Source organism: Nocardioides sp. B129/18, from assembly GCF_055282735.1.
In genome coordinates, this window is record NZ_JBUZJI010000021.1 from 17,186 (window position 1) to 43,579 (window position 26,394).

Consider the following 26,394-nt stretch of genomic DNA (forward strand, 5'->3'; position numbering starts at 1 on the left):
ATCTTCACGGGCGACCTCGGCGCCGCGACGTGAAGATGCCGTGAAGAGGACTTGCCGTAGGCGCCCGAGCACCGATCCTCTCTGCGTGGAGACAGCCGCCGAGACCGCCCAGGCCCGCCACCCGCGGGTGCCGGGCCGCGGGCTCGAGGCCGGCATCGTCGCGGCCATCGCGGTCAGCACCGCCCTGGCGGCGGCGCTGCGTCCCGGCAGCCTGCCCGTCGCGGCGTGGGCACCGGGCGCAGGGCTCTCGACCTGGCTGGTGATGCGCCAGCGCGACGCCCGCACCGGCCTGCTGGCGCTGCTCGCGGTGCTGCTGGCCAACCTCGTGCCCGACATCGTCCTCGGGCGGGGCCTCCTGCTGAGCGTGCTCATGAGCGGTGGCAACACCGTGGAGGCGGCGGTCGTCGGCTACCTGTTCTCCCGCGGGCGTCCCGCCAAGCTGCTGAGGACCGGCCGCGACGTCGGGGACCTCGCGCTGGCCTCGCTCGCCGGCTCCGGACTGCTGGGCCTGGCCTCGGCGCTCGTCGTCGCGCCGATCGCGGGAGCCGACGCCCTCAGCGTCGGCGCCACGGTGCTGCTCGCGCACCTCTCGGGGAACCTGCTCGTGCTCTGCCTGGTCCTGGTGACGCCCGAGGCGGCCGTCCGCCCTCATCCGCGCTGGCTGCGCGTCTCCACGGGCGGCCTCGGCGCGATCACGACCGTCCTCATGCTGCTCCACCCCGGCGACGGCGTGTTCGTCTTCGTGCCGCTGGCGATCCTCGTCGGCGCCGCGTTCGTGCTCTCGCCGCGTCAGATCGCGGCGACCGCGCTCGTCAACGCCGCCCTCGCGACGACCTGGGCCGTGCGCGGCGACGGCTCCTTCGACCACCGCCTCATCGCCACCTCGACGATGTCGAGCGCGGCGGTGCAGGTCTATCTCATCTGCCTGATCGGGCTCGCGACGCCGCTGGCGCTCGCGGTCCGGGAGCGGGAGCGGGCCCTCGAGGTCGAGCGAGCGGCCCGCGAGCGCCTGGAGGACTACGTGAGGCTGCGCGAGGATCTGCTGCGCTCGGTCACCCACGAGCTCCGCACGCCCCTGGCGACGATCCTGGGCTACAGCGACGCGATGCTCGGCGGGCTCGTCGGCGAGCTCGACCCGGCGCAGCAGGAGACCACCCGCATCGTGCGCCGCAACGGCGAGCGCCTGCTGCGGCTGGTCGACGACGTCCTGCACACGGCCAGCCCCACCCGGGGCGGCGTGCCGCGCACCGAGGTCGACCTGCTCGCCATCGTGCGACGCGGCGTCGCCGAGGGCAGCCCCGCGGCCGATCGCGTCCAGGTCGCCCTGCCGCAGGACCCCGCCCTGATCGTGCGCGGCGATGCCCATCAGCTCGAGCGCGCGATCGCGCACCTGGTGGCCAACGCCTGCCAGGCCTGCCAGCCGCAGGCCTCGGTCGTCGTCGAGGTGCGCTCGCAGGGCGGGGAGGCCCTCGTGCTCGTGCGCGACGCGGGTCGCGGGATCGAGGCGACCGAGCTCGGCCGGGTCTTCGACCCCTTCTACCGCACCCGCGCCTCCCGGACCGCGCACGACCCGGGGGTGGGCCTCGGGCTCACGCTCGTGCGCAGGATCGTCACCGAGCACCACGGCAGCGTCGAGGTCCGCAGCGACTCCGACGGCACGCGGATGACGGTGCGGCTGCCCCTGGCGAGCGGGTGTCCCACGCTCGGCGTCGGCGCCTGAGGGCAGGCGCCCCGTCCAGCCCCGCCCGGCCCGGTCAGGCCCCGCCGAGGCGGCGGCTGACGTCGCGGGCGACGCCGCGGAGCCGCTCGACGCCGCTGGCCAGTCGGGCCTGGGCCTCGGCGCGCGCCGCCTCGCTGAGCTCGACGGTCGGGTCGAGCATGCCGGTGATGACGCTGAGCGTCGCGACCGCGTTGTTGAGCTCGTGACGCAGCACCCGGTCCGCCTGCGGATCGGCACCGGGGTCGCTCGGCGGGGCGGCCGGCGCGCGGACCGGCGCCTCGACGGCCTGGTCCGCCCCCGCGATCTCCTGGCGGGAGACGGAGGAGCCGCCCTCGGACGGCTCGCCGACCCAGCGGTAGCCGATGCCGCTCTCGGTGGCGATGCACCCCTCGCCCAGCTTGGCCCGCAGCGCCGCCACGTGGACCCGCAGGCTCTCGCGGGCCTGGACGTAGGCGGTGTCGCCCCACACCGCGCGTCCCAGCGTCGCGTAGGTGACCGCGCGTCCGTGGGCCGTGGCGAGGGTCGTGAGCACCTTCCACTCCGTCGGCGTCAGGCGCACCGGCGAGGGACCGCCCTCGATGGTGCGGCGCTCCAGGTCGATCGTCCGCTCGCCCGCGGTGACGGCATGCCGCGGCGCCGCCAGGTTCGGCCGGCGCAGCGCGGCCCGCAGCCGTGCCTCCAGGTCGACCAGCTTGAACGGCTTGTGCACGAAGTCGTCGGCTCCCGCGTCGAGCGCCTTCACGACGGCCTCGAGCTCGGGGCGTCCGCTCAGCACGACCACGGGCACCTGGGAGCTGCCGCGGATGCGTCGGATGACCTCGAGGCCGGCGAGGTCGGGAAGGCCCAGGTCGGCGATGATCACGTCGAAGCCCTCGGACGCCGCGTCGAGCCCCTCCCGCCCGGTGGCGGCGACGGTGACGTCGTGACCGCGTTGGCGCAGCGCCTGCGCGAGGACCCCGCCGAGCTGCACGTCGTCCTCGATGATGAGCAGGCGCACGGCGGGATCATAGGAGGACCTCGACGCGATCCGGGGCCGATCGCGCGCGAGGGTGAGGCCGAGCCCCACGGCATGCGCTGGCCTCGGACCGTGGCCCATGCCGTCCATGCGTGAGAGCCTCGAGCATGATCTCGGCATCGCGCACGCGTCAGCTCGCCCTCTCCGCCGCGGCCCTGGCCGCCCTGGCCGCGCCGCTGGCCGGCGTCCCGGTCGCGCAGGCCGCGCAGGTCGCGCAGAGGGAGGGCGTCACCGGCCGCCAGGTGGTCTACACCCACGTCGACGCCCGGCGTGACGCCTACGGCCGCACCGACTACGACGACGGCACGTCGTCGGTGACCACCCGCGGCGTCGGCGAGGACCTCAGCCGCCTGACGATCGTCTCCGACGGCACGACCCTCCAGGCGAACATCACCACCCGCGTCGACACCGTCGAGGACTTCGACGCCTGGGTGCGCATCACCACCGCGGCGGGTCGGGTCTACCACGTCGGCTACGTCCTCACCACCGACACCTTGGACGACCACTTCCGCATCGTCCGCAAGGGCAGCCGCACCACCACCTGCGAGGGCGGCCGTGCCTACCGCGTCGACCCCGGCGTCGTCGTGCGCGTGCCGCTGGCCTGCCTGGGCGACCCGACGCAGATCCGCGCCGGCGCCGAGACCTGGGGCATCTTCCCGGTCAGCAAGCCCGGCGGGGTCCGCGGCGAGACCATCTCCTACGACGACGCCCTAAGCACCGGCCCGTCTGCTGCGGCCCGGGCCACGAGCAGGGTCAACATCGCCGGACGCGGCTACGCCACCATGTCGGGGGCGTTCACGGTCCGCTGACGCCGGGCTCGTCCGGGTCGATCAGGCCGGTCGCAGCCCGCGCAGCACGACCGAGAGGTACGGGCCGCGTCGGGCTGCGTCGACGGGCACGCCCGCCAGCAGCTCGACGACGTCCTCCGCGACGACGTCCGCGCGCAGGGCGCCGGCGGCCTGCGCGTCGGCGAGGAGCCGCTCGAAGGCCGCCCAGCCGCGGGCGGCGAGCTCGTCCTCGAGGTCGATGAGGGAGCCGCCGCGGGCGCGGCTCTCCTTGAAGGCGCGGTCGGAGGCGTAGATCTCCGCCACCTCGCGCAGCACGACCTCGAGGTCGGTGACGTCCTCGGCCGCGAGGGCGTCCTCGAGCAGCGCGACCATGCGGCGGGTGGCGTCCTCGACCACCGCGGCGACGAGGTGCTCCTTGCTCGGGTGGTGGCGGTAGAGCGTGCCGACGGCGAGGCCCGCGCGCGAGGCGATGACGCTCATGGGGGCGTCGATGCCCTGCTCCGCGACGACGTCGCGCGCGGCCTGCAGGATCGCGTCGGCGTTGCGGGTGGCGTCGGCTCTCACCGGCCCATCATGAACCATCGTTCACCTTGTAGGCTAAGGTGAGCGTACGTTCACGTTAGTGCCGAACTGGAGGAACCCATGAGCTGGAGCACCGCCGACATCCCCGACCTCACCGGCCGCGTCGCGCTGATCACCGGCGCCAACGCCGGCCTCGGCCTCGAGACCGCCCGCGGCCTGGCCGGCGCCGGCGCCGAGGTCTGGCTGGCCTGCCGCAACCGCGCGAAGGCCGACGCCGCCGTCGCCACGCTGACCGCCGAGCACCCGCAGGCCACCTTCCGCGTGCTCGCCCTCGACCTCGCCGACCTCGCGTCGGTCACCGCGCTGGCCGACACCCTGCTCGCCGAGGGCCGTCCGATCGACCTGCTGGTCAACAACGCGGGCCTCATGGCCATCGACGAGGCCCGCACCGCGCAGGGCCTGGAGATGCAGTACGGCGTCAACCACCTCGGCCACTTCGCGCTCACCGGGCTCCTGCTGCCGCTGCTCCAGGCCTCCGAGCTCGCGCGCGTCGTCAACATCTCCAGCATGGGCCACCGCGGCGCCCGCGGGCAGGCCGACCCGACCCTGCAGCGCCGCTACGACCGCTGGAACGCCTACTTCCACTCCAAGCTCGACAACCTGCTCTTCACCGCAGAGCTGCAGCGCCGTGCCACCGAGGCCGGCTCGCGGCTCTCCGTCATCACCGCGCACCCCGGCGGCTCCAACACCGACCTCGGTCACGAGGGCAGCGGCCTGGCCAACCGGGCTACGCGCCTGCTCGGCCCGTTCGTCACCCAGTCGGCCTCCGACGGCGCCCGCCCCGCGCTGCGCGCCGCCACCGACCGCTCGCTGAGGCCGGGCGCGTTCGTCGGCCCGCGCTTCGTCGTCCGCGGCCGCACTCCGGTCGTCGAGACCCCCAGCCGCCGCGCCCGCGACGCCGCTGCCGCGCGCCGCCTGTGGGAGGAGTCGGTGGAGCAGTCCGGCGTCGACCCCACGCCGGCGCTCCAGGGCTGAGCGTTCTCGCGCCGCGTCGGGCTCCGGAGCCCTAGGCTCGCGCCATGGGCTCGGAGACGGCAGGGCGACGACGTGGCGCGGGACGCCTCCTCCTCGTGACCGCCGGCGTCCTCGCCGCGGCGCTGGTCGCGGCGCTCCTGGTCACCGGCGCGTTGCTGGCCACCGGCCGCATCGAGGCCGACGACGTGCTCGACGTCGTCCTCGACGACCAGTGCTCCGCGCAGGTGCGCGACCAGGCCGAGCAGGCCGCCGACGCCGTCCGCGCCGACCTTCCCGGCCGCACCGGCGACGTCGAGGTGCAGGGCCGCTGCGAGGACGGCCCGTGGCCCCTCGTCCGCGCCCGCTCGACGCTGGAGCGCCGCGCGCTCAGCGCCGCCCTGTCGACGCGCTGGGACTGCCGATCGGCCGGCTCGCCCGGGCTCTCCTCCTGCACCGACCTCGACGGCCTGCAGGCAACCGTGCAGGTCGAGGACGACGGGTCGGTGGTCGTCGAGGCCTTCACCGACGAGACCCGCCAGGGCTGAGGGCGAGCCGATGCGCGTCGCCCCGCTGCTCGCCGGCGTCCGCCCGACGGTCGTCACCGTCGGCCTGCCGGCGATCGTCGCCTGGCTGACCCTCGGGCTGTGGCTGCGCTCGCCGGACCAGACCTGGGTCGAGCAGCTCGACGAGGCCGCCGCCGTCACCGGCGCGACCGCCCTGCTCACCGTCGTCCTGACCCTGCTGTGCCAGGCGCTGCTGGAGCGCACCCCGCTCGACCAGCGGCTCTTCGCCGTCGGACAGCGCTCCTTCACCGGCTGGGTGGTGGCGCTGCTGACGATGCTCAGCAGCGCCGTCGTCGGTGGCGTCGTCGGAGGGGTCTACGGGGCGTACTTCGGGATGGTCGTCAGCTGGATCAGCGGTGGCTTCCCGCTGGTGATCCTCGTCAGCCTCCTGCTGCCCTCCGGCTGGCTCGGCCTGGGCCGCCACGCTCCGCTGCTCGAGCAGCGCTGGCGCGAGGAGCCCTAGGCGCGGTCGGGCGAGGCGCGCTCACCGCTCCGGGAGCGCCGCGAAGCGCTCCTTCACCCCGCGGTACCAGTCCATCGACCGCCTCGGGTGCCGCCAGCGGCCCTTCATCTCCTCACGCGCCGCGACGTGCGCGGTGTCGCCGGCCGCGACGGCGTCCTTGAGGTGCCGGTCCGGGGCCTTGATGACGTCGTCGGCGCTCGCGCCGGCGTGGGGCAGCGTGCAGGGACCGCCGAGGTCGAGGCAGGTCATGGTCTTCATGGGGGGCTCCTTCGTCGGGTGGTCACACACGCCGCTCGGCGTGCGTCATCCCGGTGACGGATGCCGAGATGGAAGTGTGACCACATGACCGATCCCACCGCCGTGTTCGAGGCCGAGCGAGCGCGGCTGACCCGGATCGCCGCCCACGTGCTGGGCGATCCGAGCGAGGCCGAGGACGTCGTCCAGCAGGCGTGGCTGCGCTGGCACGCGGTCCCCGAGGTGGCCGCGATCGAGAACCCGCCCGGCTGGCTCACCACCGCGACGACCCGCCTGTGCCTCGACCGCCTCCGGCTGCGCCTCCCGGTGCCGGACGCCGACCTCGACGCCGAGCTCGCAGACCTCGCGGGCGGGCCCGATCCCGCTGATGACGTCGCGCTCGCCGACACGGTCGGCGCCGCGCTCCAGGTGGTGCTCGACCGCCTCTCCCCGCGCGAGCGGGTCGCGTTCGTGCTGCACGACAGCTTCGGCTTCGGGTTCGAGACCATCGCCGGGGTGCTCGACACCAACGCCGCGGCGGCGCGCAAGCTGGCCTCGCGTGCCCGGGCGAAGGTGGCTCAGCCCGCCCCGGAGGACGCCCTGGCCGACTGGGAGGTCGTCGACGCGTTCCTCGCCGCGGCCCGGGGCGGAGACCTGGCGCGGCTCCTGACGCTGCTGGCGCCGGACGCCGTCGTCACGGCCGACGCCGCGGCGCTGCGGCTGGGCACGCCCTCGCGCATCGAGGGCCGCGAGGCGGTGGCGGCGTTCTTCGACGGCGCCGCCAGGGCCGCCTTCCCGGTGCTGGTGGGGGAGCGGCCGGGTGCCGCCTGGATCCAGCACGGGCAGGCCCGGGTGGCCTTCGACTTCACGGTGGTGGCGGGTCGGGTCGCCGGCATCGTCTTCCGCGCCGAGCCCGAGGTGCTGGTCGGCGTCGTCCGACGGGCGGGTGCGACAGCAGCGGAGTGAGACCGCCTGCGGTCGGGCTCAGCCGGTCGGCAGGTCGGCGCAGTGCGCGGCGAGGAACCGGCTGCGGTCGATCGCGACGGCGCCCCCGTGTCCGTCGTCCACCAGCACCTGCGCCGGCCCGAGCGCCGCGAGCTGGGCCGGATCGGCGGTCGGCGCGGTCAGCTCCCGGGAGCCGTCGGTGGCCCGCACGGTGACGACGACGTCGGGCAGCGTCAGCGGCAGCGCGGCGTCGCTCGGCGGCAGACCGCTGCCCGGGTCGGCGAGGTCGGTGACGCCCTCGCCGAGCACCAGGGAGCCCAGCCGCCACCGGGCGATGCGCGCGTACCCGCCCGCGGCCGGGCGGCCCAGCAGCACCACCCGCGTCGGCTGCACCGCGCACCGGTCCACGAGCACCTGCAGCGTCGAGCCCGTGCGCGCCAGCGCGACCGCGCCGTTCCGCGCGTCCGCGTCGTCGCCGGCGTGCGCACCGCCCATGCCCGCTGCCGTCAGCACGGCCGTCAGCGCGACCGCGCTCAGCCGGCCGGATGCGCCCATGGTGACTCCTCGCTCGGGACGCCCGAGCGCGTCGATCCTGGCGCGAGGGTAGGCGCGGCTCGCAGGCCCGCGCGGCGGAATCGGTCAGGTCGTGACGCAGGTCCCGCACGTCTGGCTCACCTCGACGACGCTGCCTGGGGCGCCCCCTGGCCGCCGCGGGTGACGAGCAGTCGCAGTGCGGGGGACCGGCGGGTGAACGCGGCCGCGTGCGATGCTGGCCCCGCCCGACTCGGCGGGCGTCGCGCCCGCGGGTCCCGCAGCGGGTGCCGGCCGCCGCACCACCCGACCCCGAAGGCCGATCGTGTCCCCGACCCCGCGCCTGTCCTCGCGCACCGTCGCCGTCCCGCTCACCACGGCGCTCGCGGCCACCTTCCTCGCCGGCTGCTCGACCGAGCCGGAGTACGTCGCGGTGTGCGCCGACCCGCAGACCATGCAGCGCCTCGGCGACGACGCCTGCCCCGGCGACGACGACCCCGACGACTACGACGGCACCACCGCCGGCCCGCACTGGTTCTACCTCTCGACCGGATCGCGCTACCGGATCCCCGGCGTCGGCTCTCGCATCGACCCCACGCAGGGCACCTGGGCCGGACGCTCGCTGGTCTCCGGCGGCCGCGCCGTCCAGCGTGGCGGCCTGCCCGCGAAGGGCGGCTCGTCGCTCTCGGAGTTCACCAAGAGCGGCGGCTTCGGCTCCTCCAAGGGCGTCTCCCGCGCCTGAGCGCCCCACCTCGCATCCCCGTCACCCCAGTCCGAAGGACCCCCGCGTGCACGACTACTCCGACCTCCTCCCCGCGCTGCTCGACGCCGCCACCTTCGCGGTGCCGATGACGGCGCTGCTGCTGGTCTCCTACCTGGTGCTCGACCTGCAGACCCCCGGGCACCTCGGCACGCACCTCACCGGCGACGCCGACGCCGGCCGGGCGCCGTCGTGGTCGGCCACCGTCGTCACCGTGGCCTGGGTGCTCTCCTCCGCGGCGATCGTCTTCACCGCGATCTGGACCAACGCCGAGGGCGCGTCGTGGTCCGAGCTCGCCTGGACGACGAGCTTCGCCGTGTTCGGGCTGGTGCTCAAGAGCGTCGTGGTGCTCGCCGTCGACCTGCTCACGCCGGGCCGGCTGCGTCAGATCCTCTGCGAGCCCGGGCCGGCCCAGCCGGTGGCCGTGCTCACCGCCGCGCTCGTCGTGGCGGTGTCCCTGGTCGTCGTCGCCTCCATCGCCTGAGGTCGTCGTGCGTCGCGTCCCGATCGCCCCGCGCGAGGGCTGGCAGGCCATCGTCGAGGGTCAGGGCCTGGTCTACCCGCTCACCGAGCACGACGACGGCCGCACCACGGCGTACTGGAACGAGTCGGCCTACGTCGAGCTGACGCTGGCCGAGGCGCTGCGGATCGAGGCCGACACCGAGGAGCTGTGGGCCCTGTGCCTCGACGCCGCCGGCGCGATGGCCACCGACCTCGACGACCGGCGTCTCGGGCTCCCCGCCGGCACCCTCGAGCTGATCCGCGAGTCGCTGCGCCGCGACGACCCCAGCGTCTACGCCCGCTTCGACCTGCGCTTCGACCCCGACGCCGGCGAGCACGCCGTCTCGATGTACGAGCTCAACGGCGACACCGCCACCGGTCTGGTCGAGACCGCCGTCGTGCAGTGGCACTGGCTGCAGGACCTCTTCCCCGAGCGCGACCAGCTCAACTCCGTCCACGAGCGCCTGGTCGCGGCCTGGGCCCGGCTGCGCGCGGAGGGACGCCTCGACGCCGAGACGCTCTGCTTCCTCTACTCCGACGCCGACACCAGCGGCGAGGAGTTCATGACCTGCGCCTACCTGCAGGACACCGCCGCCGAGGCCGGCTGGCCGACGCGCCGCTTCGAGATGGGCCAGGTGGGGTGGAACCCCGGCGCCGCGGAGTTCCGCGACGTCTACGAGTAGCCGCTGCGTGCCGCCTTCAAGCTCTACCCCTGGGAGGCGATGCTCGGCGAGGAGTTCGGCGAGCACCTGCTGCATCGCCGCGAGCGCACGCCCACGCGCTGGGTGGAGCCGGCCTGGCGGATGCTGTTCTCCACCAAGGCCCTGCTGCCCGTGCTGTGGCAGCGCAACCCCGGCCACCGGCTCCTGCTGCCGGCCTACTTCGACGGCCCCGGCGACCTCGAGGCCTGGGTGGCCAAGCCGCTCCGCGGTCGCGAGGGCGACAACGTCACCGTCCACCTGGCCGACGGCACCGAGACCGTGCGCGAGGGCGCCTACGGCGAGGAGGGCTGGGTCTACCAGGCCTATGCGCCACCGACCCTGCTCGACGGCAACCACACCGTCCTCGGCTCGTGGGTGATCGACGGCGAGGCCGCGGGCCTGCTGGTGCGCGAGTCCGACGGCGTCGTCACCGACTACTACAGCCGCGTCGTCCCGCACCTCATCGTCGACGCCGACGCCCCGACCCCCGAGCAGACCGCCGCCTGGCTGAGCGAGCGGGCCCCGCACGACGACGTCGTCGTGGGGGAGCGGCCCTCGCCCGCCGAGGCGCCCGCGATCTCCGACCTCGACGCCGCTCGGCGTGGCAGCCTGCCGCTGTGACCACCGCCCCGGTCGGCCCCCACGCCTCCGACGCGCCCGACGCGCTCCGGCGTCGTCCGCTGGTGCGGCTGATCGTCGCGCTCGTCGTGCTCGGGCTCGTCGTCTGCCTCGGGCTGGGGGTGCGCTGGTGGCGTCACCCGCAGGTCTTCGAGAGCGGCAGCGGCGGCATGACCGGCTCGTTCGCCGCCCGCTCCGAGCCCTTCGTCGCGTCCTTCGGCGTGGCCCTCCCGCTGCTGGATCGCGACGGTGAGGAGCAGCTGACGCTGCGAGGCTGGCGTCCGGTCCTGGCCGGAGGCAGCGCGCCCGCCGAGCTGACGCTGGTGCGCTGCCGCTACCGCGACATGCCCATCGGCTCGGTGACGGGCCCGCTGAGCCGCTGGTGCTCGTCGGTCGCGCCCGTGCGCGACGGGCTGAGCTACCGCGTCGGCGGCGACTCCCGAGACACCCTCGTGCTCTCGGTGCGCCCGCGCGGCTCCGGCACGGTGCGGGTGCGCGGCGTCGACCTCGACTACGCGCGCGGCGCCGGCCACCTGTGGCAGCGCGGCACCGAGCGGCTCTCGACCTCGGTGGACGTGCCGATCCGCTGATCGCTCGCCCACCTGGGATGCTGGCCTGGCCCGACGACCCCCGCGGGCCGAACCACGCCCCTCGGAGGCCCCGATGTCCGACCGTGTGCGCAGCATCCTGGAGTCCCGCTGGCTCGGCGTCTTCAACGGCGCCGTCCTGATCCTGCTGGGACTGCTGCGCTTCGACGGCGGGTGGCGCTGGCCGTTCCTCGTCGTCGGCGCGCTGCTGATCGTCCAGAGCCTGGTGCTGGTGCGCGCGGGCCGCGACGGCACCCCGCCGGCCCGTCGGCGATGACCCCCGAGGACGTGCTCGACGCCGACGCCTTCGCCGCGGCGGTCGAGGTGGGACTGCTGCGAGCCGTCGAGCCGGGACTGGTGCGCCGGTCGTCATGGCGCTCGGTCGAGGCCCCCTGCGACGCGCGGGTGCTCGAGGCCGTCGTGCAGGACCCGCCCGAGCACCCCGGCACGGTCAGCGTCGCGCTGATCGTCCCCGAGGACGTGGCCTGGCGGGCCGAGCGGCTCTGGCGCGCGGAGATGCGCTGGCGCCGTGCGCAACGACGCGGAAAGCGGGACGATCTGCCGCCGCCCGTCCCGTTCGCCCTCGCCGAGGACTGGGCGACGCGGGCCTGGCGCGGGCAGATCCACCGGGAGCACGTCCGGCGCGCCGAGGATCACGCCCTGCGCAGGCTGGGTCTCGACGACGCCGCCCTGGACGCAGCGCTCCCGAGCCCGGCCGAGGTCCTGCGGCGTCTCGACCTCGACGCATGGGGTGGTGATCAGCAGCTCCACCTGACGCCCGAGCAGTGGCACGCGCTCCTGCACGCCCACCTCCGCGCGCGCCTCGCCGAGATCGTCGACGGCCCGCCGGAGCCGCCCCAGCGCAGCGTCACGATCGCGTTCGAGCGGCTCCTCGCGGAGCTCCAGCAGGACCCGGACGACAGCGAGTCGTGGCACACCGACCATGTCGTGATCTGGGAGGGGCGGCTCCGGTTCAGCGAGCGCGCCGCGCTCCCGCCGGTGTCGCAGGGCTGGTGGCTGCCGGACCTCCAGACCTAGGAGAGGTCCCAGTCGGGGTGCGTTTGGGAGTAGGCGAGCAGCAGCCCGACGACGGCCGCCGCCTCGAGCGCCGCGACGAGCCCCGTCAGCCCGATCAGCCAGGCTCCCCGACGCTGCAGGTCGACCCGCAGGAGCAGCGCGACGCCGCCCACGAGCCCCAGCGCGAGTCCGACCAGCGGAAGCGCGACCGCAGCGCCGCTGAGCCCGCGGGTCCACGCCATGGCCGCTGCGACGGCGAACATCGCGACCTGCACCAGGACCGGCCAGCGCAGCGCCGGCAGATGCGTCCGCGCGAGGTGCGGTGCGGCGTCGGTCTGCTGCGTCATGGGATCTCCTGAGGTCCGAGAGCCGCGAGCCTAGGGCCCAGCGAGCCGCGGCGTCCGTCGAACCAGACCACCCCTCTGCGCCCCGCCTCGACCGGCGCCGTGCCTAGGTTCGACGCATGCCCGTCACCATCGACAGCGTCCACCACGTCCGCCTCACCGTCCGCGACATCGCCACCTCGCGCGCGTTCTACGACCGGGTCTTCGGCTGGGACGTCGCCTACGAGATCCCCGCCGACGCCGACGAGGCCACCCGCGAGCAGCTGTGGTTCCTCTTCGGCGGCGTGATCTACCAGATCCCGGGCGGGCTCTTCGGCCTGCGGCCGGTCGCCCCGGGCGACGACACGTTCTCCGAGGACCGCACTGGCCTCGACCACGTCTCCTTCGCCGTCGCCGACCGCTCCGTCCTCGACGACGCCGCCGCCCTGCTCGACGAGATCGGCGTCGAGCACGGCGGCATCAAGGACGCCGGCGGCCTGCTCATCCTGGAGTTCCGCGACCCCGACGGCATCGCCCTCGAGCTCAGCGCCCCCGCCTGATCGCTGCGACGGATCGAACCGCCGGCGCGGCGTCCGGGTGCGAGGATGACGCGATGTCCGCCCTCGCCCCGACCGCGCCGGCGCTCGATCGTCTGGTCCTGCGCAGCAACCTGCTCGCCGCGGTGCCGTTCGTGATCCTGCTGATCGGCATGGACAGCCCGCCGCTGGCGGTGATCGCGGCCGGCTACGTGGCGGTGGTCTCGCCGCTGCTGGCCCGGCGCCGGACGCGGGGATCGGTCGGGGCGGGCTGGGCCCTGGCCGTCGCGCTCTGGGTCATGGTCTTCGCGCCCGTCGAGGGCCCGGGGTCCTGGAGCGTCGGCGTCGCGCTGGCCGTCGTCGTCGGCACCGGCACGTTCGCCGCCTGGCAGCTCACCGCGCTGTCCGTCAGGCACGCCCTCGGCTCCACGACGCCGCGCCCTCCGGCATGAGCACCTCCGACGATCGCGTCGCGGCGCGCGCCACCATCGACATCGAGGCCGACGAGTGGGCGGGGCCCTTCCTCATCCGGGGCCCCGGCCCGTGGGACGACGTCGATGATCTCGGCGACGCGATCGACCACGTCCGTGCCCTCGGCGTCTCCGAGGACCTGATCCTCGATGCCCAGGCCTGGCTCGTCGACTGGGTGCGCCGCCTCGGCCGTGGCAGTCGTGAGGAGGACAGGCCCGACCTCGCCTGGCGCCGGGCTCACTTCGAGCGTGAGCAGGTGCTGCTGCGTCGGCTCGCTGCGGAGGTCGGGCCCGACGTCGAGGTCCTGACTCCCCGCCGCCAGCCAGCAGGTCGCGTCTCGCTGCGCTTGCTCTACGAGGATGCCGCCTCCGGTCACCTCGCCGGCGTCGACCGGGAGCCGTTGCACCAGGAGCGCGTCCTGCTGCTGGACGCCGTCCCGGCCGACCTGGTCGAGCGATGGCGTCAGTGGCGCGAGGACGCCGTGGCGTGCGATCGAGATGGAGCCGAGGATCCCGTCCTCTCGGCTCGCGTGTTCGACGAGGCGCACGCACTCAGCCATCTGATGACCCATCACCTCGACGACGTCCTCGTCACGATGTAGGTGCGCACGAAGCTGGCGCCTGCACGCTGAAGCTTCACCGTGCAGGCGCCAGTTTCATCGGTCAACCGATGAAACTGGCCGCGACCCCCGCCCCACCCCGCCCGCTAGATTCGAGGAATGCGCACAGCTGATCTCGTGGTGGTCGGGGCGGGCCTGGTGGGTCTGGCGACGGCGCGCGAGCACCTGCGACGCCGGCCCGGCTCGCGGGTGGTGGTGCTGGAGCAGGAGGCGGCGGTCGCCGCGCACCAGACCGGGCGCAACTCCGGCGTCGTCCACGGCGGCATCTACTACCAGCCGGGCTCGCTCAAGGCGCGGCTGTGCGTCGAGGGCGCCCGGCTGATGTACGACTACGCCGAGGAGCACGGCATCGCGCACGAGCGGTGCGGGAAGCTGATCGTCGCGCTCGGCGAGCACGAGCGGGGGCGCTTCGAGGAGCTCGAGCGCCGCGGCGTCGCGAACCGGGTGCCCGGGCTGCGGCGGGTCGAGGGGCTGGCGGCGATCCGCGAGATCGAGCCGGCCGCCACCGGCGTCGCGGCCCTGCACGCGCCGAACACGGGGATCATCGACTACGGCGCGGTCGCCCGCGCGGTGCACGCCGAGATCCTCGCGCTGGGGGCCGAGGTGCGCCTCGCGACGCCCGTCACCGGCCTGGAGCCGCACGGCGACGACGCCCTCGTGCGCACCCCCGCCGGGGAGGTGCTGGCCCGCCGGGTGGTGGCCTGCGCCGGACTGTGGTCCGACCGGCTGGCCCGGGCCTCGGGCGCCCCGGCCGACCCGCGCATCGTCCCCTTCCGCGGCGCCTACCTGGCCCTGCGCCCCGACGCCGCGCCGATCCGCGGCATGGTCTACCCGGTGCCCGACCCCGATCTGCCGTTCCTCGGCGTCCACGTCACCCGGCACGTCAGCGGACGCGTGCTGCTCGGGCCCACCGCGATGCTCGTCCAGGCCCGCGACGCCTACCGCCTCGGCACCTGGCGCACCCGCGACGCCGTCGAGAGCCTGGCCTGGCCGGGCACCTGGCAGGTGGCGCGCCGCTTCTGGCGCACCGGCGTGCACGAGCTGCGGATGGCCGCCGACCGGCGGGCCTTCGTCGCCGAGGCCGCGCGGTACGTCCCCGGCCTCACCGTCGACGACCTCGAGCCGGGTGTGTGGAGCGCCGGGGTGCGCGCCCAGGCGGTGGGCCGCGACGGCGCGCTCGTCGACGACTTCGTGCTCTCCCGCCGGGGTCCGGTGGTGCACGTGCGCAACGCGCCCTCGCCCGCGGCCACCTCGGCCTTCGCCCTCGCCTCCGAGCTGCTCGACCGCGTCGAGGGCCGCTGAGCCGTCCCCCGGATCAGGGCCCGGATCAGGGCCCGGATCAGGGCCCGGACCAGGCCCCGGATCAGGCCCCGACGAGCCTGTTGGCCGCCGCGTCATGTCAGCGTCGCGCAACCTTCATCGGACGACCCGTAGAAGTCACGTCAAGGCCGGCCGGCGGGCCCTCCGCGCTGGATAGTGTCGCCGCACATCTGCAGTTCCCAGCACAGGAGTGAGCATGGCCCAGGGCACCGTCAAGTGGTTCAACGCCGAGAAGGGTTTCGGCTTCATCGCGCAGGAGGGCGGCGGCGACGACGTCTTCGTGCACTTCTCCGCCATCCAGGGCACCGGTTACAAGTCGCTCGAGGAGAACCAGTCCGTCGAGTTCGACGTCATCCAGGGCCAGAAGGGCCCGCAGGCCGAGAACGTCCGCGGTCTCTGAGCCGCCCTCGCGGCCGCGGATCCCAGGGCGCCGGAGCCCCCTCCTCAGGGGTGGGCTCCGGCGTCCTCGCACGTCCGGGGCCGTGCCCGGAGGGTGCCGGATCATCGCTGGTCAGCGGCCGGATCGTCGGGTCGACGGGGGCCGGTGCGTCGGGGCCGGACCAGACCGCTGGGGCCAGTTCCGCGGGTTTTACCCAGATCCCGTTTGGCCTCGGGAAAGGTCGGGCAGTCTGGGAGGGATGAACCACACGGGCCTTGAAGGGGGAGCGGTGCACGACCAGTTCGACGTGACGCTCGAGGACGCCGACCTGCTCGGCGAGGTCGAGCTGACCACGAACCTGATCATCGCGGCCAGCGAGTCCGACGATCACCTGAGCCAGGGCGAGATCGACGCCATCCTCGGCGTGCTCCCCGGCGACGACTGACCGCTCCGCACCCCGCCTTCCGACGCATGCGACCCACCCGGGTCGTGTGCGTCGACGCGTTTCCGGGCTCGTGCGGGGTCCCGTCCGTCGGCGCTTGAACCAGTACCCCTAGGGGGTACCCTGTCGGTGTGAGCGAGCACCACCACGGCTACATCAGCCGCAAGGACGACTACCTCGCGCGCCTGCGTCGCATCGAGGGCCAGGCCCGCGGCCTCCAGCGGATGGTCGAGGAGGAGGCCTACTGCATCGACATCCTCACCCAGGCCTCCGCGCTGACGAAGGCCCTCCAGGCCGTCTCCCTCGGCCTGCTCGAGGACCACCTCGGCCACTGCGTCGTCGACGCCGCCCGCACCGGCGAGGAGGAGGGCGCGGCCAAGGTCGCCGAGGCCGTCGCCGCCATCACCCGCCTCGTCCGGTCCTGACGCCGGACCTCGCCCCACGCCCTGCATCCCACGCCCCCGTCTCTGAGCCACCACCCAGCACAGGAGCCCCCATGAGCACCCAGACCACCTGGACCGTCACCGGCATGACCTGCGCGCACTGCGTCGCCTCGGTCACCGAGGAGCTCTCCGAGGTGCCCGGCGTCGAGCAGGTCGACGTCACCCTCGAGACCGGCGCCGTCGTCGTCACCTCCGCCGAGCCGCTGGGCCGCGAGGCCGTCGAGGCCGCCGTCATCGAGGCCGGCTACGCGCTGGCCTGATCCGCGGCGCCACCGCGCAGCCTCCCGGAGGAGTCCATGACCACCGCCCCCAGCACGTCCACCACCGGGGCCGAGGCCGACCGCCACGCGGTCGAGCTCGCCATCAGCGGCATGACCTGCGCGTCGTGCGCGCACCGCGTCGAGCGACGCCTGGGCAAGATCGACGGGGTCGAGGCCAGCGTCAACTACGCCACGGAGCGGGCGCTGGTCACGGCGCCGGCCGCGGTCGACGTCGCCACGCTGGTCGCGGCCGTCGAGGCCGCCGGCTACGGCGCCGTCGCGCCCGACCCCGTCGAGGAGCAGGACGACGCCGACGCCGCGAGCCGCGCGCTGCTGCGCCGCCTCGTGGTCTCGGCGGTGCTCTCGGTGCCGGTGATCCTGGTGGCGATGGTGCCGGCCTGGCAGGTCGACTACTGGCAGTGGGCCTCGCTCGTGCTCGCCACCCCGGTGGTCGTGTGGGGCGCCTGGCCCTTCCACGCCGCCGCGGCCCGCAACCTGCGCCACGGCGCCACCACGATGGACACCCTGGTCTCCCTCGGCGTCCTGGCCGCCTTCACGTGGTCGGTCGTGGCCCTGCTCTTCGGGCACGCCGGGATGATCGGCATGACCCACGGCTTCTCCCTGACCCTGCAGCGCGACGACGGTCTCGGCGAGATCTACCTCGAGGCCGCCACCGGCGTCACGACGTTCCTGCTGGCGGGCCGCTGGCTCGAGCGCTCCGCGCGCCGCCGCGCCGGCTCGGCCCTGCGGGCGCTCGCCGCGCTCGGGGTGCGCGAGGTCGAGGTCGTCGCCGACGACGGCTCCACCGGCGTCATGCCGGCCGATCGGCTGCGCGTCGGCCAGCGGTTCGTGGTGCGGCCGGGCGACCGCGTCGCCACCGACGGCGTCGTCGAGACCGGCACCTCCGCGATCGACGCCTCCCTGCTCACCGGCGAGCCCGTGCCCGTCGAGGTGGGCCCCGGGGAGGCCGTCACCGGCGGCACCGTCAACGCCGGCGGACGCCTGCTCGTGCGGGCCACCCGCGTCGGCTCCGACACCGCGCTGGCCCACCTGGTGCGGCTGGTCGAGGAGGCCCAGACCCGCAAGGCGGCCGTCCAGCGCCTGGTCGACCGCATCGCCTCGATCTTCGTGCCGGTGGTCCTCGGGGTCGCCGCGCTCACCCTCGTCGGCTGGCTGCTCCTCGACGGCTCGCTCACCCTCGGGCTCAGCGCCGCCGTCGCGGTGCTCGTCGTGGCCTGTCCGTGCGCCCTCGGGCTCGCGACGCCGACGGCGCTGCTCGTCGGCACCGGACGCGGCGCGCAGCTCGGCGTCCTGCTGCGCGGGGCGCCCGCGCTCGAGCAGGCCCAGCGCGTCGACACCGTCGTGCTCGACAAGACCGGCACGCTCACCACCGGCGTCATGACCCTCCACGAGGTCGTGCCGGCCGTCGGCGTCGACCGCGCGCTGCTGCTCGCGCGCGCCGCCGCCGTCGAGGCCGCCTCCGAGCACCCCGTCGGCCGGGCGATCGTCGCCGCCGTCGCGGAGCCGGACGCGGTCGAGGACTTCGCCGCGCTCCCGGGTCGTGGCGTGCGCGGCCGGGTCGGCGACGTCGAGGTGCTCGCCGCCCGCGCCGCCGTGCTGCGCGAGGAGGGCCTCGCGCTCGGCGACGACGTCCTGGGCGCCGTCGAGGCCGCCGAGGCCGCCGGGCGGGTCGCCGTCGTCGTCGGCTGGGACGGCGCCGCCCGCGGCGTCCTCGCCGTCTCCGACGCCGTGCGCCCCACCTCCGCCGACGCCGTCGCCCGCCTGCGCGGGCTCGGCCTGCGGCCGGTGCTGCTCACCGGCGACCACGAGCGCGCCGCCCGCCGGGTCGCCGCCGAGGTCGGCATCGCCGAGGCCGACGTCGTCGCCGGAGTGCTGCCGGAGGGCAAGGTCGACGCCGTCCGCGCCCTGCAGGCCGAGGGGCATGCCGTCGCGATGGTCGGCGACGGCGTCAACGACGCCGCGGCGCTGGCCCAGGCCGACCTCGGCATCGCGATGGGCAGTGGCGCGGAGGTGGCCATCGAGGCCGCCGACGTCACCGTCGTGCGCGGCGACCTCCTGCTCGTCGTCGACGCCGTCCGGCTGGCCCGTCGCACCCTCGCGGTGATCCGCTCGAACCTCTTCTGGGCCTTCGCCTACAACGTCGCCGCGATCCCGCTCGCCGTCGCGGGCCTGCTCAGCCCGATGATCGCCGGCGGCGCGATGGCGCTCTCCTCGGTGCTGGTGGTCACCAACAGCCTGCGGCTGCGCCGGTTCCGCTCCGCCCTGTGAGGCGCTCCCGCTCCCGGCTGCCCGCTCAGTCCGCTCAGCCCACTCAGCCAACTCAGCCAACTCAGCCCACTCAGCCCATTCAGCAGGTGGCGAACAGCACCGGCCCGTCGGAGAGGTCGGAGAGCACGTAGGTGTCCGGCTTCGGGGTCAGCGCCATCGTGACGACGCTGCCGCGGGCCTCGACGCGACCGAGCCGGAAGCGGTCGGGGAAGGTGCCGCCCTGCCCGGGGGCGTCGCCGGAGGCCAGCCGGGCCCGGGTGCGGGCGTTGCTGCGGGCCTGCTCGTCCTTCTCGAACGACAGCCCCACGGTGAGGTCGCCGTCGCGCCGCAGCACCAGCGCGAAGCCGGTGAGCGGGCTGATCGGCCCGGCCTCGGCGATGAGCTCCTTGGCCTGCGCCTGGTCCTCCTCGTCGGCCTGGCCCATCGCCAGCTCCTCGCAGACGTAGGAGCCCGCGTAGACGGTGGCCGAGGCGGGCTCGGGGTCGCCGACCGCGGCCATGACGTCGTCGACGGTGGTGTCGTGGTCGTCGAGCTCGTCCAGCGCGGAGGCCAGGTAGGCCTTGGTGTCGCTGGCCAGCAGCAGGTGCCGGTCGTCGTCGAAGGCGAAGTGCTGGAGGATCGGCGTGGTGTCCTGGCCCTGCCGCTGGCCGACGGCCGCGAGCACCGACGGCCCGCCGACCCACACGCCGTCCTTCGACTCGCGGTAGCCGCGGTCCTGGAGGCGTCCGCGCAGGTCGCCGAGGTCGACGTCGTCGTCGAGGCGCAGCAGGTCGACCTGCCCCTGCGGCCCCTGGGCGAGCAGCTCCCAGCGCAGCGAGGCCGGCGACCAGCCGAACTGCTCGTTGAGCACCGGCACGGTGTCGACCAGCGCGGAGCGGGAGGTGAGGTCGCGCTCGTAGGCCCTCGAGAGGAAGTCCTGGACGTCCTCGGTGCTCGACTCCGGGCCGACCTTCGCGCGGGTCTCGGCCTTGGCGGCCGACCAGTCGGTCCAGGAGAACCGGACGGTCGTCGGCGGCGCGAGGCGCACGGCCTCCTGGAAGGCGGTGCGGTCCGGGCCGCCCCACCAGCCCACGGCGCGGGTGGCAAGGGCTCCCGCGACGAGCACGAGCACGACGACCGCGCTCACGGCGACGACGCCACGACGTCTAGCGATGCGCATCACAGCCGGTCTCTCCTCGACGGGTCCGACCCTGACGCGCGCGCCGGGGGTCTGTTTCACTAGCGCCATGGTCGCACGGGGTGAGGTCCTCGCCGCGGGAGCGGTGGTGCTCCGGCCCGGTCAGGTGCTGCTGGTCCACCGGCCCCGCTACGACGACTGGGCCTTTCCCAAGGGCAAGCTCGACCGCGGCGAGCACCGGGCCGCGGCCGCCGTGCGCGAGGTCGAGGAGGAGACCGGCCTGCGGGTGCGCCTGGGGCGTCCGCTGGCCCGCCAGCGCTACCTGGTCGGCGAGCGGCCCAAGAGCGTCGACTACTGGGTCGCGCGGGTGCGCGGCGACGACGACGTCAGCGCCTACCGCCCCAACGCCGAGATCGACGAGGTCGCCTGGGTCGACCGCGACAAGGCCGCGGACCTGCTCACCTACCCCCGCGACCGGCTCGTCCTCGCCGACGCCCTGCGTGCGCGCAAGCGCACCGAGACCGTCGTCGTCCTGCGCCACGCCTCGGCCCGCGCCCGCCGCACCTGGCGGGGCGAGGACGCCGTCCGGCCCCTGCTGGCCGCCGGCCGCCTGGAGGCAGCCCGCCTCGTGCCGCTGCTCGACGCGTTCGGCGTCGACGACGTGCTCACCTCGCCGAGCACGCGGTGCGTCGAGACCGTCGCCCCGCTCGTCGCCTCCCTCGGCCTCACCGCGCGGCCGGAGCCCGTGCTCGCCGAGGGCGCCGCGCCACCGCGCCAGGTCGCGGACGCCGTGCGCCGCGAGCTCGACGCGCTGCGCGGCACGCGCCGCACGCTGCTGGTGTGCAGCCACCGTCCCGTGCTGCCCGCGGTCGTCGACGCCCTGGGCCTGGCCGACCCCCGTCTGGAGCCGGGCGGCCTGCTGGTCGTGCACCTGCGCAAGGGTCGCGTGGTCGACGTCGAGGCCCACGGGCCGCGCCCCTGAGCGCCTCACCCACGGGACGCCCTCACGTCAACCCCTCGACGGGAACAGCCGGGCGAGTTCACGTGATGTACGTCAAGCGCCCGCATCCGCGTCGTCGAACGGGCATGTCGAGTTCACCGCTCGTTCACCGTCGACCCCGCAGTCGGACACCTCCGCTGCCTACCTTCCTCGACGTTCGATCCGAACAGACCCGCCCATGGGGTCCCCACGACCTGATCTCAGGAGAGACCACGTGATCCGCTCTTCCATCCGCCGCGGCCTCGTGCCCGGTGTCGCCGCGCTCGCCCTCGCCCTCTCGGCCTGCGGCGCCGGCAACGACACCTCCTCCGACTCCGGCGACTCCGGCAGCTCGCTGTCCGGCGACCTCGCCGGCGGTGGCGCGACCTCGCAGGAGAAGGCGCAGGGCGCCTGGCGCGCCGGCTTCCAGACGGCCAACGGCGACGTGAACGTCAACTACGACCCGGTCGGCTCCGGCACCGGTCGCGAGAACTTCATCAGCGGCGCCTTCGCGTTCGCGGGCACCGACTCCGCGATCAACGACGACGAGCAGGAGCTCACCAAGGCCAAGGACAACTGCGGCAGCGACGTCGTCCAGGTCCCGGCCTACGTCAGCCCGATCGCGATCGCCTTCAACCTCAAGGGCATCGACTCCCTGAACCTGAGCCCCGCCACGGTCACCGGCATCTTCGACGGCTCGATCACGAGCTGGGACGACGCCAAGATCAAGGCCGACAACCCGGACGTGACCCTCCCGTCCACCAAGATCGTCCCGGTCCACCGCTCGGACGACTCCGGCACCACCAAGAACTTCACCGAGTACCTCTCCGCCGCGGGCGGCTGGAAGCCGGAGTCCGACGACACCTGGCCCTCCACCATCAAGGGCGGCGAGGCCGCCGAGGGCACCTCGGGCGTCGTGGGCCTGGTCACCGACAACGAGGGCTACGTCGGCTACGCCGACAACTCCGCGGTCGACGGCCTCGGCGTGGCCTCCATCAAGGTCGGCGACGCCTACGTCGCCCCCAGCGAGGACGCCGCCGCCAAGGCGCTGTCGGTCTCGAAGCTGGCCAACACCGACTCCACCACGGACATGGCCTACGACATCGACCGCACCACCACCGAGGCCGACACCTACCCGCTGATCCTGGTGTCCTACCTCATCGCCTGCCAGAAGTACGACGGCGCCACGGCCGACCTGGTCAAGGGCTACCTGCAGTACGTCGTCTCCGACGAGGGCCAGAAGGCCGCCGAGAAGGAGGCCGGCTCCGCGCCGCTCGAGGCCTCGGTGGCCTCGAAGGCCCAGGAGATCGTGGGCACCATCTCCGCCAAGTGACCCCGACGGCCCCGGCCCGGTAGATTCCGGGCCGGGGCCCGTCCGTGTCCACCGATCGTCCCTCCAGGAGAGCTGTGAGCGCCACCCAGACCCCTCCGCAGGCCCAGCCGGGGCCCGAGACCAGTCTCGAGGCACCCCGCCGCCACGCGCTGGGCGACCGCGTGTTCCGCGGCGTCGCCATCGCGAGCGGCATCGTCATCATGGTGGCGCTGGCCGGCGTCTTCGTCTTCCTCTCCATCGAGGGCTATCCCGGCCTCGGACTGGACGCCGACCTCTACCAGCCGGCCACCACGTTCCTCGGCTACGTCTGGCCGCTGATCTACGGCACCATCCTGGCCGCGATCATCGCGCTGGTCTTCGCCGTGCCCTTCGCCATCGGGATCGCGCTGTTCATCAGCCACTACGCGCCGCGGCGGATCGCCGCGCCGGTGGCCTACCTCATCGACCTGCTCGCCGCGGTGCCGTCGGTCGTCTACGGCCTCTGGGGCGGCCGCGAGCTGGCCCGCCACGTCGGTGACGTCCAGGTGTGGCTGCACGACTGGTTCGGCTGGCTGCCGTTCTTCGCCGGCCCGCCGGCGGAGTCGGGTCGCACGATCCTCACCGCGGGCCTCGTGCTCGCCATCATGGTGCTGCCGATCACCACCGCCATCTGCCGCGAGGTGTTCGCCCGCACTCCGCGCCTGCACGAGGAGGCGGCGCTCGCGCTCGGAGCCACCCGCTGGGAGATGATCCGCTACGCGGTCTTCCCCTACGCCCGCTCCGGCATGATCTCCGGCGTCATGCTCGGACTGGGTCGTGCGCTCGGCGAGACGATGGCCGTCGCGATGGTGCTCTCCGCCTCGCCGATCGTCACGCTCAACCTGATCTCCGGCGACAACCCGGCCACGATCGCCTCGAACATCGCGGTGAACTACAAGGAGGCCACCCCCGACCGGCAGGCGCTGCTCATCGCCACCGGTCTGGTGCTCTTCGCCTTCACCTTCGCCGTCAACTTCCTCGCCCGCTACATCGCGGGCCGCAGCGAGCGGAGGCTCAACCGATGAGCGTCATGGAGCGGACCCCCCGCGCGTCCGCGCTGCTGTCCGAGGCCCGGCTGCCCTCCTGGGCGCCCGTCCTCGTCGCGGTCGGCGCTGCGGGCATCGGCGCCCTGGTGTGGCTCTTCGGGATGTCGCTCGCGCTGGGCGTCTTCCTCGCCGTCGTCGTGTTCCTCGTCGCGCTGCCGGCCTGGTCGGCCGCCGTCGAGAGCCGCCGCGCCGCGGCCGATCGCCTGGCCACCAGCCTCATCTGGACCGCCTTCGCGGTCGCGATGGTGCCGCTGGCGTGGCTGATCTACACCGTCCTGAGCGAGGGCGCCTCGACGGTCAACATGAAGTTCCTGACCTACCAGATGCGCAACGTCATCGGCGACCAGCAGGGCGGTCTCTACCACGCCCTCATCGGCACGCTGCTGGTCACCGGCATGGCGGTGCTGATCTCGGTGCCGATCGGCATCTTCGCCGCGATCTACCTCGTCGAGTACGGCAAGGGCACCCGCATGGCGCGCGTGCTGACCTTCCTCGTCGACGTCATGACCGGCATCCCCTCCATCGTCGCCGGCCTCTTCGCGCTCTCGCTGTTCGTGCTGATCTTCGGCCCCGCCATCCGCTTCGGCTTCGGCGGCTCGGTGGCGCTCTCGCTGCTGATGATCCCCACCGTCGTGCGCTCCACCGAGGAGATGCTGCGGCTGGTGCCCGACGAGCTGCGGGAGGCGTCCTTCGCCCTCGGGGTGCCGAAGTGGCGCACCATCGCCAAGGTCGTGCTCCCCACTGCGCTAGGCGGCATCGTCACCGGCGTCGTGCTGGCCATCTCGCGCATCATCGGCGAGACCGCGCCCCTGCTGGTCGTGGCCGGTGCCACCGACAGCGTCAACACCAACCTCTTCGACGGCCGGATGACCACCCTCCCGGTGTTCATCTACCAGCAGTACACGCTCGCCACGCCCAAGGGCCTCAGCTACGCCTGGGGCGGCGCGCTCGTGCTGATCGCCATCGTCATGATCCTCAACATCATCGCCCGCATCATCGGCAAGGTCTTCGCCCCGAAGACCGGACGCTGACCCATCCAGGAGCACCCACCATGGCCAAGAGCATCGACGTCTCCGACCTCGACATCTACTACGGCGACTTCCTGGCGGTGCAGGGCGTCACGATGACGGTCCGCGCCAAGTCGGTCACCGCGTTCATCGGCCCCTCGGGCTGCGGCAAGTCGACCTTCCTGCGCTCGCTCAACCGCATGCACGAGGTCATCCCGGGCGCGCGCGTCGAGGGCAAGGTCGTCGTCGACGGCCAGTCGCTCTACGACCCCGCCGTCGACCCGGTGGCCGTGCGCCGCCAGATCGGCATGGTCTTCCAGCGGCCCAATCCGTTCCCGACGATGTCGATCTACGAGAACGTCCTGGCCGGCAACCGCCTCAACGCCAAGAAGCTGAAGAAGGCCGAGGCCGACGACATCGTCGAGCGCTCCCTCAAGGGCGCCAACCTGTGGAACGAGGTCAAGGACCGCCTCGGCAAGCCCGGCATGGGCCTCTCCGGCGGCCAGCAGCAGCGTCTGTGCATCGCCCGCGCGATCGCCGTCGAGCCGCAGGTGCTGCTGATGGACGAGCCCTGCTCGGCGCTCGACCCCATCTCGACGTCGGCCATCGAGGACCTCATCCACGAGCTGAAGTCCGAGTACACGATCGTGATCGTCACCCACAACATGCAGCAGGCCGCGCGCGTGTCCGACGAGACCGGCTTCTTCAACCTCAAGGCGGCCGGTCAGCCCGGCCACCTGGTGGAGTTCAACCCCACCAAGAAGATGTTCACCAACCCCGACAACGAGGCCACCGAGGCCTACATCTCGGGTCGCTTCGGCTGAGCCGACGCCTCCCCGCAGCACCACCACCACCGGCCGTCGGGACCTCCCGGCGGCCGGGTTAGGTTGTGGCCATGTCGTTGCTCCGCCAGCCGCTCCTCATGCTCGCGCGCAGCTCTCGGGTCCGGTCGCTGGTCACGACGATGCCCGTCAGCGCGTCGATCGTCGCCTCCTACGTCCCCGGCGAGAGCGTCGCCGCCGCCGTCTCGGCCACCCGTCGTCTCCAGGACGACGGCCTGGTCGTCACCCTCGACCACCTCGGCGAGGACACCCTCGAGCCCGCGCAGGCCGAGGCCACCGTCGAGGCCTACCTCGCGCTGCTCGCCGCGCTCGGCCGCGAGGGCCTGGCCCACGGCGCCGAGGTGTCGGTGAAGCTCAGCGCGGTCGGCCAGCTGCTGCCGGGCGACGGCGAGGGCGTCGCCCTGGAGAACGCCCGCCGCATCTGCCGCGCGGCACGCCAGGTCGGCACCACGGTGACCCTCGACATGGAGGACCACACCACCACCGACTCCACCCTGGCGATCCTGCGCGAGCTGCGCCGCGACCATCCCGAGACCGGCGCGGTCCTCCAGGCCTATCTCCACCGCACCGAGGACGACTGCCGCCAGCTGGCCTACGAGGGCTCGCGGGTGCGGCTGTGCAAGGGCGCCTACGCCGAGCCGGACACCGTCGCCTTCGTCGACCGGCTCGACGTCGACCGCAGCTACGTGCGGTGCCTCAAGGTGCTGATGAGCGGCGAGGGCTACCCGATGGTCGCCACCCACGACCCGCGCATGATCGAGATCGCCCGCTCGCTGGCCGGCCGGTACGACCGCGCGCCGGGCACCTACGAGATCCAGATGCTCTACGGCATCCGCCCCGAGGAGCAGCGACGTCTCGCCGGCCTCGGCGAGCGGGTGCGCGTCTACGTGCCCTACGGCCAGGAGTGGTACGGCTACCTCATGCGTCGGCTCGCCGAGCGCCCGCAGAACCTGTCATTCTTCGCCAAGTCCCTGATCTCGAAGAAGTAGGG

General features: G+C 74.0%; 32 protein-coding genes and 1 pseudogene. 27 read left to right on the top strand and 6 right to left on the bottom strand.

What is annotated here, in order from left to right; translation table 11 throughout:
• Positions 1–85: 85 nt before the first annotated feature.
• Positions 86–1,720: a sensor histidine kinase gene (locus tag ACZDWJ_RS14520; RefSeq protein WP_463521880.1), complete on the top strand. Its 1,635-nt coding sequence runs from the start codon at positions 86–88 to the stop codon at positions 1,718–1,720.
• A 34-nt stretch (positions 1,721–1,754) separates the two neighbouring features.
• On the opposite strand, the gene ACZDWJ_RS14525 is transcribed toward ACZDWJ_RS14520, so the two are convergent.
• Entirely contained in the window at positions 1,755–2,717 is a 963-nt protein-coding gene (locus ACZDWJ_RS14525; protein ID WP_463521882.1) for a response regulator transcription factor, read from the bottom strand.
• A 125-nt stretch (positions 2,718–2,842) separates the two neighbouring features.
• Here ACZDWJ_RS14525 and ACZDWJ_RS14530 point away from each other — a divergent pair, with 125 nt between their 5' ends.
• A complete protein-coding gene (locus ACZDWJ_RS14530; RefSeq protein WP_463521884.1) occupies positions 2,843–3,544 on the top strand; it encodes a hypothetical protein in 702 nt (233 codons plus the stop codon).
• A 21-nt stretch (positions 3,545–3,565) separates the two neighbouring features.
• On the opposite strand, the gene ACZDWJ_RS14535 is transcribed toward ACZDWJ_RS14530, so the two are convergent.
• On the bottom strand, positions 3,566–4,087 hold the full coding sequence (locus ACZDWJ_RS14535; protein ID WP_463521886.1) for a TetR family transcriptional regulator: 522 nt from the start codon (positions 4,085–4,087) through the stop codon (positions 3,566–3,568).
• Between the two features lie 78 nt (positions 4,088–4,165).
• Between ACZDWJ_RS14535 and ACZDWJ_RS14540 the strand changes: the two genes are divergently transcribed.
• Genes ACZDWJ_RS14540 through ACZDWJ_RS14550 form a run of 3 tightly spaced genes read left to right on the top strand, consistent with a single transcriptional unit; the run spans position 4,166 to position 6,085 of the window.
• Positions 4,166–5,080 carry an oxidoreductase gene (locus tag ACZDWJ_RS14540; RefSeq protein ID WP_463521888.1) on the top strand — a complete coding sequence of 305 codons (915 nt, stop codon included), beginning with the start codon at positions 4,166–4,168 and terminating at the stop codon, positions 5,078–5,080.
• 44 nt (positions 5,081–5,124) lie between these two features.
• Positions 5,125–5,604, top strand: a complete 480-nt coding sequence (locus ACZDWJ_RS14545; protein WP_463521890.1) for a hypothetical protein — start codon at positions 5,125–5,127, stop codon at positions 5,602–5,604.
• Positions 5,605–5,614: 10 nt separating this feature from the next.
• On the top strand, positions 5,615–6,085 hold the full coding sequence (locus tag ACZDWJ_RS14550) for a hypothetical protein (protein WP_463521892.1): 471 nt from the start codon (positions 5,615–5,617) through the stop codon (positions 6,083–6,085).
• Between the two features lie 21 nt (positions 6,086–6,106).
• Here ACZDWJ_RS14550 and ACZDWJ_RS14555 read toward each other — a convergent pair whose 3' ends face one another.
• Entirely contained in the window at positions 6,107–6,343 is a 237-nt protein-coding gene (locus tag ACZDWJ_RS14555; RefSeq protein ID WP_463521893.1) for a hypothetical protein, read from the bottom strand.
• Positions 6,344–6,427: 84 nt separating this feature from the next.
• Here ACZDWJ_RS14555 and ACZDWJ_RS14560 point away from each other — a divergent pair, with 84 nt between their 5' ends.
• Complete coding sequence (locus tag ACZDWJ_RS14560; protein ID WP_463521895.1) at positions 6,428–7,285, top strand: sigma-70 family RNA polymerase sigma factor; 858 nt, start codon at positions 6,428–6,430, stop codon at positions 7,283–7,285.
• 18 nt (positions 7,286–7,303) lie between these two features.
• On the opposite strand, the gene ACZDWJ_RS14565 is transcribed toward ACZDWJ_RS14560, so the two are convergent.
• On the bottom strand, positions 7,304–7,819 hold the full coding sequence (locus ACZDWJ_RS14565; protein ID WP_463521897.1) for a hypothetical protein: 516 nt from the start codon (positions 7,817–7,819) through the stop codon (positions 7,304–7,306).
• A gap of 301 nt (positions 7,820–8,120) precedes the next feature.
• On the opposite strand from ACZDWJ_RS14565, the gene ACZDWJ_RS14570 reads away from it, so the two are divergent.
• The 6 genes and pseudogenes from ACZDWJ_RS14570 to ACZDWJ_RS14595 all read left to right on the top strand — a co-directional run bounded on the left by ACZDWJ_RS14570 (position 8,121) and on the right by ACZDWJ_RS14595 (position 12,000).
• Positions 8,121–8,537 (top strand): hypothetical protein, encoded by a 417-nt coding sequence (locus ACZDWJ_RS14570; protein WP_463521899.1) that lies wholly within the window; start codon positions 8,121–8,123, stop codon positions 8,535–8,537.
• A 46-nt stretch (positions 8,538–8,583) separates the two neighbouring features.
• Entirely contained in the window at positions 8,584–9,039 is a 456-nt protein-coding gene (locus ACZDWJ_RS14575) for a DUF350 domain-containing protein (protein WP_463521901.1), read from the top strand.
• A gap of 7 nt (positions 9,040–9,046) precedes the next feature.
• A pseudogene (locus ACZDWJ_RS14580) lies at positions 9,047–10,378 on the top strand (glutathionylspermidine synthase family protein).
• Complete coding sequence (locus ACZDWJ_RS14585) at positions 10,375–10,965, top strand: hypothetical protein (protein ID WP_463521903.1); 591 nt, start codon at positions 10,375–10,377, stop codon at positions 10,963–10,965. Before ACZDWJ_RS14580 ends, ACZDWJ_RS14585 begins: the two are co-directional and overlap by 4 nt.
• Before the next feature lie 73 nt (positions 10,966–11,038).
• Positions 11,039–11,239, top strand: coding sequence for a hypothetical protein (locus tag ACZDWJ_RS14590; protein ID WP_463521905.1), 201 nt, complete (start codon positions 11,039–11,041; stop codon positions 11,237–11,239).
• Positions 11,236–12,000 carry a hypothetical protein gene (locus ACZDWJ_RS14595; RefSeq protein ID WP_463521907.1) on the top strand — a complete coding sequence of 255 codons (765 nt, stop codon included), beginning with the start codon at positions 11,236–11,238 and terminating at the stop codon, positions 11,998–12,000. Before ACZDWJ_RS14590 ends, ACZDWJ_RS14595 begins: the two co-directional genes overlap by 4 nt.
• Here the strand turns inward: ACZDWJ_RS14595 and ACZDWJ_RS14600 are convergent.
• Positions 11,997–12,326 carry a hypothetical protein gene (locus ACZDWJ_RS14600; protein ID WP_463521909.1) on the bottom strand — a complete coding sequence of 110 codons (330 nt, stop codon included), beginning with the start codon at positions 12,324–12,326 and terminating at the stop codon, positions 11,997–11,999. The genes ACZDWJ_RS14595 and ACZDWJ_RS14600 overlap by 4 nt on opposite strands.
• A gap of 116 nt (positions 12,327–12,442) precedes the next feature.
• On the opposite strand from ACZDWJ_RS14600, the gene ACZDWJ_RS14605 reads away from it, so the two are divergent.
• From ACZDWJ_RS14605 to ACZDWJ_RS14645, 9 genes are all read left to right on the top strand, one after another.
• A complete protein-coding gene (locus tag ACZDWJ_RS14605; protein WP_463521911.1) occupies positions 12,443–12,862 on the top strand; it encodes a VOC family protein in 420 nt (139 codons plus the stop codon).
• Between the two features lie 53 nt (positions 12,863–12,915).
• Positions 12,916–13,290 carry a hypothetical protein gene (locus ACZDWJ_RS14610; RefSeq protein WP_463521913.1) on the top strand — a complete coding sequence of 125 codons (375 nt, stop codon included), beginning with the start codon at positions 12,916–12,918 and terminating at the stop codon, positions 13,288–13,290.
• Positions 13,287–13,910 carry a hypothetical protein gene (locus tag ACZDWJ_RS14615; RefSeq protein WP_463521915.1) on the top strand — a complete coding sequence of 208 codons (624 nt, stop codon included), beginning with the start codon at positions 13,287–13,289 and terminating at the stop codon, positions 13,908–13,910. The genes ACZDWJ_RS14610 and ACZDWJ_RS14615 overlap by 4 nt, the downstream gene beginning before the upstream one ends.
• A 117-nt stretch (positions 13,911–14,027) precedes the next feature.
• A complete protein-coding gene (gene lhgO / locus ACZDWJ_RS14620; protein ID WP_463521917.1) occupies positions 14,028–15,230 on the top strand; it encodes an L-2-hydroxyglutarate oxidase in 1,203 nt (400 codons plus the stop codon).
• Between the two features lie 214 nt (positions 15,231–15,444).
• Positions 15,445–15,648 (top strand): cold-shock protein, encoded by a 204-nt coding sequence (locus ACZDWJ_RS14625; RefSeq protein WP_463521919.1) that lies wholly within the window; start codon positions 15,445–15,447, stop codon positions 15,646–15,648.
• Between the two features lie 238 nt (positions 15,649–15,886).
• Entirely contained in the window at positions 15,887–16,072 is a 186-nt protein-coding gene (locus ACZDWJ_RS14630) for a hypothetical protein (RefSeq protein ID WP_463521921.1), read from the top strand.
• Between the two features lie 128 nt (positions 16,073–16,200).
• Positions 16,201–16,494: a metal-sensitive transcriptional regulator gene (locus ACZDWJ_RS14635; protein ID WP_463521923.1), complete on the top strand. Its 294-nt coding sequence runs from the start codon at positions 16,201–16,203 to the stop codon at positions 16,492–16,494.
• A gap of 71 nt (positions 16,495–16,565) precedes the next feature.
• Positions 16,566–16,772: a heavy-metal-associated domain-containing protein gene (locus ACZDWJ_RS14640; RefSeq protein WP_463521925.1), complete on the top strand. Its 207-nt coding sequence runs from the start codon at positions 16,566–16,568 to the stop codon at positions 16,770–16,772.
• A gap of 36 nt (positions 16,773–16,808) precedes the next feature.
• Positions 16,809–19,061 (top strand): heavy metal translocating P-type ATPase, encoded by a 2,253-nt coding sequence (locus ACZDWJ_RS14645; protein ID WP_463521927.1) that lies wholly within the window; start codon positions 16,809–16,811, stop codon positions 19,059–19,061.
• A 79-nt stretch (positions 19,062–19,140) separates the two neighbouring features.
• Here the strand turns inward: ACZDWJ_RS14645 and ACZDWJ_RS14650 are convergent, their stop codons facing one another.
• Positions 19,141–20,187: a hypothetical protein gene (locus ACZDWJ_RS14650; protein ID WP_463521929.1), complete on the bottom strand. Its 1,047-nt coding sequence runs from the start codon at positions 20,185–20,187 to the stop codon at positions 19,141–19,143.
• Between the two features lie 100 nt (positions 20,188–20,287).
• On the opposite strand from ACZDWJ_RS14650, the gene ACZDWJ_RS14655 reads away from it, so the two are divergent.
• The 6 genes from ACZDWJ_RS14655 to ACZDWJ_RS14680 all read left to right on the top strand — a co-directional run bounded on the left by ACZDWJ_RS14655 (position 20,288) and on the right by ACZDWJ_RS14680 (position 26,392).
• The gene (locus ACZDWJ_RS14655) at positions 20,288–21,160 is read left to right on the top strand and encodes an NUDIX hydrolase (RefSeq protein ID WP_463521931.1); all 873 of its coding nucleotides are present in this window, start codon (positions 20,288–20,290) and stop codon (positions 21,158–21,160) included.
• Positions 21,161–21,392: 232 nt separating this feature from the next.
• Positions 21,393–22,490, top strand: coding sequence for a phosphate ABC transporter substrate-binding protein PstS (locus tag ACZDWJ_RS14660; protein ID WP_463521933.1), 1,098 nt, complete (start codon positions 21,393–21,395; stop codon positions 22,488–22,490).
• A gap of 74 nt (positions 22,491–22,564) precedes the next feature.
• Entirely contained in the window at positions 22,565–23,533 is a 969-nt protein-coding gene (gene pstC, locus ACZDWJ_RS14665) for a phosphate ABC transporter permease subunit PstC (protein ID WP_463521935.1), read from the top strand.
• Entirely contained in the window at positions 23,530–24,585 is a 1,056-nt protein-coding gene (gene pstA, locus ACZDWJ_RS14670; RefSeq protein ID WP_463521937.1) for a phosphate ABC transporter permease PstA, read from the top strand. The genes pstC and pstA overlap by 4 nt, the downstream gene beginning before the upstream one ends.
• Positions 24,586–24,605: 20 nt before the next feature.
• The gene (pstB, locus tag ACZDWJ_RS14675; protein WP_463521939.1) at positions 24,606–25,385 is read left to right on the top strand and encodes a phosphate ABC transporter ATP-binding protein PstB; all 780 of its coding nucleotides are present in this window, start codon (positions 24,606–24,608) and stop codon (positions 25,383–25,385) included.
• Between the two features lie 71 nt (positions 25,386–25,456).
• A complete protein-coding gene (locus tag ACZDWJ_RS14680) occupies positions 25,457–26,392 on the top strand; it encodes a proline dehydrogenase family protein (RefSeq protein ID WP_463521941.1) in 936 nt (311 codons plus the stop codon).
• Positions 26,393–26,394: the final 2 nt, after the last annotated feature.